Origin of the sequence: Rhizobium mongolense USDA 1844 (assembly GCF_000419765.1) — a bacterium.
GTDB lineage: Bacteria > Pseudomonadota > Alphaproteobacteria > Rhizobiales > Rhizobiaceae > Rhizobium > Rhizobium mongolense.
Genome location: NZ_ATTQ01000064.1, coordinates 1 through 8,903 on the forward strand (window position 1 = coordinate 1; position 8,903 = coordinate 8,903).

Here is an 8,903-nt window from a genome sequence, read left to right on the forward strand (position 1 = left end):
GCCTCAGGAAAAGGCACTGACCAAGGCCAGGCGCCGGATCAGGGAATTGGAGCAGAAAGTCGGGCAACAGCAGCTCGATCTCGATTTTTTTCGCGAAGCCTTGCGGCACTTCGAGGAAGATCAGCGTCGGAGCAGCGCTCCTGGCGAAACGGGATCTTCAAAGTCATCGAAAAGATGACAACCGGCCTGTCGCAAGGCGAATTCAACATCGACCGAATGTGTTGGCTCGCGGGCGTCAGCCGCGCGAGTTATTACCGTCACTGGCTGGATTCGGCCCCTCGTCGGGCCGAAACAGGTTTGCGAGACCTCATTCAAAAGATGGCTCTCGGCAACGCGCACTACGGTTACCGCCGGATCGGAGCCCTGTTGCGTCGGGAGGGGTGGCAAGTCAACCACAAGTGCATTCTACGCATCATGCGTGAAGACAATCTGTTGTGCCTGCGCGCAAGACCCTTTGTTCCTACAACGACCAACTCGAGGCATGGTTGGCAAGTCGTGCCGAACCTCGCCAGGGGCATGATCCTCAATGGGGTCAACCAGCTATGGGTTGCCGATATCACCTTCCTTCATCTCGCTGAGGAGTTTGCATTCCTTGCCGTTGTGCTTGACGCGTTTAGCCGCCGGGTGGTCGGATGGGCATTGGATACGCATCTCCGAGCAAGCCTTGCGATCGAAGCTCTCGAGATGGCTATCACCGATCGCCAGCCCGTGGCCGGGAGCCTCGTGCATCATTCCGATCGCGGCGTTCAATACGCGTGCGGAGCCTACTCCGAACTTCTGCATCTTCACGGCATCCAGGCGAGCATGAGCCGTGTCGGAAATCCTTATGACAACGCGAAAGCGGAGAGCTTCATGAAGACCCTGAAGCAGGAAGAGGTGCAAGGTCTCGCCTATAGGGATGCAGACGATGCCCGCCGGCGCATCGGCGCTTTCATCGATACCGTTTACAACGCGCAGCGCCTGCACTCGGCGCTCGACTATCTCACGCCGGAGGAATACGAACAGAAGCATTCAGGTGGACGACGGATGGAAAGGCGGCATAGGTGAACACGGGGCGGTGTCCGCGATTTTCCTTGTCTCAGTCTGGGGGTGCACTCCACATCAGCGATCGGCCTCCCCACCCTCTCCCAAAATTCAGGACAATGCGATCTCCGCTTAATTTTTCCTGCATGGGTCGTGGGTCGAAAGTGCAGTTCCAGATGGCCCGATCAACCAAAATTTTTCTCCACATCCAACTTACGACATCGTCGTCACCTTTGTCGGCTCCGCGACACGCATTCTTCTTCCCCCAATTCCGTATTTTCCGCCTATCTCGCTGAATTAGCACCAAATAATTGTTCCGTCAGCTCAATTGGCCTGCTTGGCACGAAACTTGAAATCTATTGCGAGGCGGCGGGAGCGACCGGCGCCATCCACATTGCGGCATAACCGCATTGGCCATAGTATGCGGTATCTAACTTTTAGCCGGGCTATGGGCAACGGCTGCCTTTAGCGTTTGGTGCTGCTGGAGAAGGCTCCGAAATGAGAATTGCGCGCAGCAAGGATGCAACAACGGCATATGAATACGGCTGCGATCTACGGCGGCTATATCCTTGGGCAAACGTGTCGGACCCGTTGTGGGGAAGCGCTGTTTGTTCGGTTCGGCCGGGAGAAGCGACGCACCCTCACTCTCATGACGAAGACGAAACCTTCATCATCACGAGTGGGCAGGGTTTGATGTCGGTTGACGATGAAACTGAGCCTGTGGGCAAGGGTGACGTTATTTTTCTGCCTCGCAATTGCCGGCACACGATTCAGAATGCGTCGAATATAGAACCGTTGGAGTTCCTGACTATCTGGTGGGGCAGTCCAGAAGCCAACGCCCGCATGATTAATATCGTCTCGGGGCTGACCCCCGCTACAGGGCCTTTGCCTAAACAACTCCAAGACACGATAGGGAGGGCATGACATGCCATCGCATGCGCTTACGCTTGTTTCCGTGCCCCCTCCGACGCCGAACGGAGATTTGCATGTTGGGCATCTTTCCGGTCCATATCTCGGCGCGGACGTATTCTGCCGGTACAACCGGCTTCGCTCACAGCCGATTGTGAGTGCTTTTAGTAGCGACAGGAACCAGTCGTATGTGGTCACGACAGCGGAGCGGCTGCAGACTGAGCCCCAGGTCCTTGCAAACAAGAGTCACGAATGTTTCGGACATACGCTCGACCTCGCCGAGATCTCGTTTGATCTTCTCGGAATGCCGGATCAGCGCTACTCCAGCTACGTGGCTCGACATTTCGCTTTGTTGAAGCAATCGGGCGCGTTGGTGCTTAAGAATGTCGACACTTTTTTTCATCGACCAAGCGGCCGCTACCTATTCGAATCCTATGCTCAAGGACGTTGCAATGTGTGCTTGGCTGCGACCAAGGGGAATATCTGCGAAAACTGTGGCCATCCGAACGATCCACTGAAGCTTCTGGATCTACAGGCGACGGGTTATCCTCATGAGCAAGGGGCCTTCGAGTTGAGGCCCGTACCTACCCTTGTCCTCGAACTCGAGCGATATCGCCAGCGGATTGAAAGGCATCTTGAAACATTGCAAGCCACGATGCGCCCGGAACTCGCTAAGCTCTGTGATGATCTTCTGTCCGAACAGCTTCGCGATTTCCCGATCACTTACATGTCCGATTGGGGCATTTCGGCTGCTTCACTCGGCCTACCAGGCACAGTCATCAACGTGTGGGCCGAGATGCAACCAGGGCACGTGTACTGGCTTTCTGAAGCTTGGAAGAACTCCTACAATTTCGATGGCCACCCTCTTTCCGAAAGAAATGTCGACTACGTTCAGTTCCTAGGTTTCGACAATTCCTTCTTCTACACCTTTGCGCATCTTGCGCTTGCTTTCGCTGCGCACGATGCAGGGCTATTCGCGCCATTGCCAACAGCGTTCATAACAAATGAATTCTATCAGCTTGAAAATTACAAGTTTTCAACGAGCCAGGGACACCTGATATGGGCACGGGATTTGCTCGCAAACCACGTTGCCGACGAAGTCCGGTTCTATTTGTGCTGGTCCAATCCGGAACATCAGAAAGCCAACTTCACACCAGCTGATTTGCGGGCGATCATTGATCGATATTTTCACAAACCGATCTCGACGATATCGGACCGGCTCGAAACGAATGGTCTCGATCTCGGAATGAACGGCACACCAGACCCCGACGTTGCCCTTGCCGCCAAAGCAGCTCAAAGGCGTCTCGAGAACGCGTACAGGGCGTCCTCATTTAGTCTGCGACGCGCTGCTCAGACTCTTGTGGATCTACTCGACTGGTGCGCACAACTCGCGAACCGTGCTGAGAGCGGATCTGAACACGCCATGGCCAACTTCAGAACAGTGCTCGACGTAACAGTACTTGGACTTGCACCGATAGCACCCGCGGTTTCGTCCCGGCTATGGCGAGCTGGCGGGCATACTGAACCAATGTCATGGGGCGAGAAGTCGGATTTCGTTGCCGCATCGCCCCGTTTGGTAGCAGGAGAGTAAGGCGACTATGCAAACCTTTGACATCCTTGGAATAGGCTTCGGACCTTCCAATATTGCGCTTGCCATCGCGCTGGAGGAGCTGGGTGGCGGGACAAGTTCCCACTTCATCGAGCGGGCTACGAGCAGCCGCTGGCAACCCAATATGCTTTTGACCGGCTCGGACATCCAAAACAATCCATTGCGGGATCTCGTCACTCCTCGAAATCCACGGAGTCGATACAGTTTCACGAACTACCTGAGTGAAGTCGGACGACTTCTTGAATACCTGAATCTAGGCTTGCATTTTCCGCTCCGGTCGGAATATTCACAGTACATCGAATGGGTTGCAGAACATTTTCGGTCAGATGTGACCTATGGATGCAATGTCTGGAGCGTCGAAATCCAGGAGAATGAAGGCACCGGTGCGCGTGTTTGGAAGGTGATAACGGACTCCGGTAGTATCGCGGCCAAAACATTGGTTCTAGGAACCGGGCGCGCCGCCAATATTCCAATTCAGTTCGAGGGACATCTAGGCGAACGCGTGTTTCATTTGACTGAGTACAACGACCGAATCGAAGTGTTGGCCAAGCGTGGCCTGCGGTCAATTGCGGTCCTCGGGGCCAGCCAGAGTGCCGTTGAAATCCTGCTCGACCTGATGGCGCGCTTTCCGCAACTCGAGATTCACTCGGTGCATCGCAGCTTCAGTATGCGCCAGAAGGACACAAGTCCGTTCAGCGAACATGTCTATTTCCCCGAGTTCATCGAATATTATTTTCCCCTCCCAAGTCACTCAAAGGAGGATTTGCGTCGGCAGTTGCGGCAAGCAAATTATAGCTCGGCAGATATCGACGTCCTCAATCAGCTCTACGTACGGCTCTACGAAGAAAAGATTCGAGGCCTCAAGCGTTTCCATAGGCACAACAATACAGTAATTCGTACGGTTACCTCCCGTGCCGAATGCATTCACTTAGACCTTGAAGAACATCATCTCAACTTGCAGAGCGGCGTCGAGGTGGATGCAGTAGTGCTTGCCACTGGGTTCAGAGATGTAGGGGCAGCGGAAAATTGTGAACTCTGTCCTCAACTTCTTGAAGGAGTACTGCCCCAACTGGAGACGGACGAACGTGGTGGTCTCATCGTGCGCCGGAACTATGAGGTCAAAGAGGCTGGAGGCTTGGGTCTTTATCTCAACGGTCTGTGCGAGAATAGCCATGGAATGGGGGATGCCGGGTCTTTCAGCCTCCTTTCTATACGAGCCGACGAAATCGCGCGCAGCATGATTTCTCAAGCGGAAATGCATTCGTCATATGAATCAAACGTTCGTTCCTACGCCACTGTCGGTGGAGGATTGCTATGACGATGACTCTGACGATAGGAAGCCGCTCGTATTCCTCCTGGTCTATGCGACCTTGGCTTGTGGCTCGACAAGCGCATATTGCAATCGTGGTCAAATCAATTCCATTCCGCTGCGAAGGTGTAACACGCGTCCTCGATCAAGCAACTAGGGACGCCCTCGCGGCCGCTTCTCCATCGTCATTGGTTCCGGTCCTCGAAGTGGATGGGGTCCGGATCTGGGATTCTCTGGCAATATGCGAGTTCCTTGCGGAGGCGTTTCCAGAGCGTGGCCTGTGGCCAGCCGATGCGCATGAGCGAGCAGTAGCGCGATCGCTCAGCGCGGAAATGCACTCAGGCTTTTCCAGCCTGCGAGGTTACCTTCCCTTCTGTCCAAAGGGGCAGGTCAATGAATCTGCCGACGCTTCCCTTCCTGAGCAGGTCCGTCTGGATATTCAACGCATCGATGACATCTGGTCGGAGTGCCGGACAAGATTTGGGACGCGTGGCAGGTTCCTGTTCGGGTCGTTCTCGATCGCGGATGCGATGTTCGCACCGGTAGCAATCCGCTTTTCGACGTATCGGATTGCGCTCTCGGAGGCGGCGCGGGAATACGTCCAGACGATTTTAGACCTGGCAGCCACACGAGCATGGATCGACGAGGCTCGATCCGAGTGTGACAGGATTGTGCCGATTGATAACCTCGTGAAGGACTTTTCGCGGCATGTCGCCCGCTTCCGAGAGACCGAAGTCGCCGGCAGGACCGTTCAATGAGCGGTGCGGTGCACGAAGTTGTCGGAATGAGGCCCGGTACGATGCGAAGACTAATCGACAGAGCTGAGCCGGGGGTTACACGGTTCACGGCCGGGCCGATCGAAGACCACCAGCTACCGTTAGTTGTTATCAGGGGCGTTCAAGATGGTCCGCGTGTATGTGTCTCGGCAGGCGTCCACGGATCAGAATATTGCGCGATTGAAGCTGCCCAACGTCTTCTGGCAATATCGTCGGAAATTCGTGGCACACTGGTGGTCCTGCCTGTGGTGAATACGCCAGCATTCAGGCAGCGAAGCGTTTACACAAGTCCGCTGGATGGCAAGAACCTCAATAGAGTTTTTCCTGGCGATCCAGCAGGGACGCAAACCGAACGTCTCGCCTATTGGCTCGTGGACGAGGTCTTGACGCACGTCGACGCCTATATTGATTTGCATTGCGGTGACCTAAACGAGGCGTTGGAGCCATTTACCCTTTTTCGAGAAGGTAATGACAAAGCTGAACACCTCGCACGCGTGTTCGGCTTTTCCGACGTGATCGCCAGCCCGGCGACGGGAATGACCATATCGGCCGCGGCAGACGCGGGGGTTCATGCGATCATTGCAGAAGCAGGTGGAGGGGGGCGATTTGAACCGCAGGCTATCGACAGCCTAGTGGACGGCGTCCACCGCGTACTTCTAGAACTTGAAGTTATCCCACACAAAGTACCGCCGTCTCCACATTATAATGCAATCAGCGTTAGCCGGTGTGTGAGTGTAGTCGCCGAAATTTGTGGGCTTTGGTCTCCGACCTGTTCGGCCGGCTCGTTTGTAGAGGCGCACTCGGAGCTGGGCTCTATCCGTAATTTTTTTGGCGACAAGATTGCCTCCGTGACCGCACCAGTCACGGGAAAGGTCATGTTTAACATCTCGAGCCTCGCAGTGAACCGGGGGGAGACTGTAGCCGGGATCTGCTTCTGTTAAACCTGGACTTCCCATCCGTCTTTTCACAAATTTAAAGTAGGTTAATTTATGGCAATCGCGCACGAAAGTACCGCATACCAGAATTCCTTTCGTCCCAGATTACTACTGGCCGCGGCTATGGCGCTCTCAGGAACAGCAGGATTATTTTCTGTTCAAACGGGCCAACCGACCTTCAACGTGGTGTTCTTCCGTTGTTTGTTCGGAGCTCTTTCACTTGCTGGTTGGTGTGTCTATCGTGGTACTCTCTCCAATATCTGGAAGATTGATCGGTCATTATTGGTTTTGACGATCGTAAGCGGTCTTTGTCTGGTCCTGAACTGGGCTGCTCTTTTTGAGGCGTTTCGGCTGATATCGATTGGCTTCACGACTATCATTTATCACCTTCAGCCTTTCTGGATCGTTCTGGTAGGGGCATTGTTTTTGGGTGAACCTCTGTCCCGGGACCGCCTGTTCTGGTTATTGCTGGCGTTCGTTGGCTTGACGTTCGTCGTCTGGCCGCGGCTCGGCAGTATCATGGGAGATGCTACCTGGGCGTCCGGAATCGCCTATGCGGTCCTGGCCTCTCTGCTTTATGCTGGATCGACACTAACCGCGCGCCGGCTCAAGGCTATTGACCCCGCCGTTCTTACGATTGTCCATTGTGTTCTCGGGTTGCTGATTTTCGCGCCATTCGTGTCGGTTGCGCCCCTCCAAAATGCCGCGTTCCCTGTCTGGGGTTGGCTCGCCGGTCTGGGTGTGATCCATACCGGGATTGTGTATGTCTTGCTCTATTCCAACTATCCTAAGGTTCAGACCGCTGTCATCGCTGTGTGCGCATTCCTGAATCCCGCAGCGGCTCTGTTGAGCGACTATCTCGTTTTTGCGAAATCCATCACGCTCGTCCAGGCCGCTGGCGTCTGCTTCATTCTGCTTGCAGGACTCGGCGTCACACTGAGTTGGAAGCTAAAGCTACCTCCACGCGGTGCGACCAAGTGACCAGCCGACCAGCGCAAATCAACGAAAAACAAAGACACCAGGTGGTGAACTGATGGCGATCAATGCGACCGCATCCGGCGATAAGCCTGTCACTGGCTCCACCTTCTCAAGGTTTGAAGCCTCCCGCAAACCCGGTGGGGTTCACCTCGTTGGTCTGCGGCCTTGCCGCCGCGGCTGCAATCAGCGCGGTCCCTTTCTCGGTAAGCGCCCACCCTGCTCCATTACGGGGGCCAGGGCTTTCGCAGACAAGGCCCTTGGCCTCATAGTTCCCACATAAGTGCATATGCGCCCTCTCTGGCCGCCATGCGGTACGTGTAAACGCTGCGCGTGAAGTTCGTGCGAGACATCCGACACGCTGCGCCGCTCACTGGCTGCCTCACCTGTTTGGCGCCGGAGGAGCTGGCGGGGCCGGCGGTGAGGAAGCGGCCGTGTTTTCCAACGCAGGCTCATTCGCCGGGGACAAATTTGCGTAGCTGTAGATAGCAGATAGACCTGCGACTGCCAGGGCTGCGGTGAGAATAAAGAGGTTGCGCGGCTTCATCGGGGTGTCCTTTTGCGTACAAGGCTGAAATGGGCCTTTTGTAAAACAACGAACGGGCCGAGAGATTTATTCTGGCTCAAGACCGTCTTCAGGATTTTTTGTTGTCGAGCTAACGGGCCGCGTGACTAACGAGGGGAGTCCGCCGAAATCTACGCCCAACCCGTCAGCCAGGCAACCGCAGCCCAGTTAACGTGACAATACCAGAGCGACCATTTCAGAGTGAAGAAGAACATGCCGAAGATCGGCGGCTTTCAATCCTTCCAAACGGCGCGGCGGACGATCGCGGGTTTCGAAGCGATGTTGTGGCTGCGGAAAGGCTTCGGCTTCGCCGGAGGCTGGACCGTCAACGATCAGAACGATCTGCTCGCGCGCCTCTTCGGACTTCAAAAGGTTAACAAAGCGTGAAGGCAAGGTGCATCTCGGCTCAACGCGTCCTATCGCCAGCTTGCGACACGCCCGTACAGCTCGATCGATTTGACGATTTCACTAAGGGATTGATCCGAACCTTGCTTCAAGGAGGGGTCTAAATGGCGTTGTTGCGTGGATCACCCGGCGACTGATATTGAGCGGTGGTTTTCAGTCTCCTGATCCGGATTTCGACGATGCCGCACACGTTCAATGCCGATCGGCGGGACAAGATTGCCAAGCAGAAATATCAAGTGACGAATTGGCCGGCATATAATGAAAGCCTGCGTCAACGTGGTGATTTGACCATCTGGGTGAAGGATGAGGCCCTGTCTTTATGGACGGCGCGGAGGCGGACATCGCGGGGTGGTCAGCCGAAATACTCGGATCTGGCGATTACGTTGTGCTTGACCCT

Annotated in this window: 8 protein-coding genes and 1 pseudogene; all 9 read left to right on the forward strand. The window is 55.1% G+C overall.

The window, feature by feature from the left end; genetic code table 11:
- Positions 1-174: 174 nt before the first annotated feature.
- Positions 175-1,047, forward strand: coding sequence for an IS3 family transposase (locus tag A3C3_RS0136630; RefSeq protein WP_022719114.1), 873 nt, complete (start codon positions 175-177; stop codon positions 1,045-1,047).
- 474 nt (positions 1,048-1,521) lie between these two features.
- Positions 1,522-1,947 (forward strand): cupin domain-containing protein, encoded by a 426-nt coding sequence (locus tag A3C3_RS40825; RefSeq protein ID WP_022719430.1) that lies wholly within the window; start codon positions 1,522-1,524, stop codon positions 1,945-1,947.
- Position 1,948: 1 nt separating this feature from the next.
- Positions 1,949-3,523 (forward strand): class I tRNA ligase family protein, encoded by a 1,575-nt coding sequence (locus A3C3_RS40830; protein WP_022719431.1) that lies wholly within the window; start codon positions 1,949-1,951, stop codon positions 3,521-3,523.
- Between the two features lie 7 nt (positions 3,524-3,530).
- On the forward strand, positions 3,531-4,859 hold the full coding sequence (locus A3C3_RS40835; protein ID WP_022719432.1) for a SidA/IucD/PvdA family monooxygenase: 1,329 nt from the start codon (positions 3,531-3,533) through the stop codon (positions 4,857-4,859).
- Between the two features lie 44 nt (positions 4,860-4,903).
- Positions 4,904-5,608, forward strand: coding sequence for a glutathione S-transferase (locus A3C3_RS40840; RefSeq protein WP_233450533.1), 705 nt, complete (start codon positions 4,904-4,906; stop codon positions 5,606-5,608).
- Positions 5,605-6,567, forward strand: coding sequence for a succinylglutamate desuccinylase/aspartoacylase family protein (locus A3C3_RS40845; protein ID WP_022719434.1), 963 nt, complete (start codon positions 5,605-5,607; stop codon positions 6,565-6,567). Before A3C3_RS40840 ends, A3C3_RS40845 begins: the two co-directional genes overlap by 4 nt.
- Before the next feature lie 48 nt (positions 6,568-6,615).
- Positions 6,616-7,542, forward strand: coding sequence for a DMT family transporter (locus tag A3C3_RS40850; RefSeq protein WP_084797158.1), 927 nt, complete (start codon positions 6,616-6,618; stop codon positions 7,540-7,542).
- Between the two features lie 742 nt (positions 7,543-8,284).
- Positions 8,285-8,488: pseudogene (locus A3C3_RS44815) on the forward strand (DDE-type integrase/transposase/recombinase); the annotation flags it as partial.
- Positions 8,489-8,721: 233 nt separating this feature from the next.
- Positions 8,722-8,903, forward strand: a 182-nt coding sequence (locus A3C3_RS44820; RefSeq protein ID WP_425337567.1) for a transposase, incomplete at its 3' end; no start/stop codon positions are given.

Bases quoted from the DNA above. Each gene is read 5' to 3' on its own strand.
- A3C3_RS0136630 (WP_022719114.1), top strand. From the start codon at position 175: ATGACAACCGGCCTGTCGCAAGGCGAATTCAACATCGACCGAATGTGT.
- A3C3_RS40825 (WP_022719430.1), top strand. From the start codon at position 1,522: ATGAGAATTGCGCGCAGCAAGGATGCAACAACGGCATATGAATACGGC.
- A3C3_RS40830 (WP_022719431.1), top strand. From the start codon at position 1,949: ATGCCATCGCATGCGCTTACGCTTGTTTCCGTGCCCCCTCCGACGCCG.
- A3C3_RS40835 (WP_022719432.1), top strand. From the start codon at position 3,531: ATGCAAACCTTTGACATCCTTGGAATAGGCTTCGGACCTTCCAATATT.
- A3C3_RS40840 (WP_233450533.1), top strand. From the start codon at position 4,904: ATGCGACCTTGGCTTGTGGCTCGACAAGCGCATATTGCAATCGTGGTC.
- A3C3_RS40845 (WP_022719434.1), top strand. From the start codon at position 5,605: ATGAGCGGTGCGGTGCACGAAGTTGTCGGAATGAGGCCCGGTACGATG.
- A3C3_RS40850 (WP_084797158.1), top strand. From the start codon at position 6,616: ATGGCAATCGCGCACGAAAGTACCGCATACCAGAATTCCTTTCGTCCC.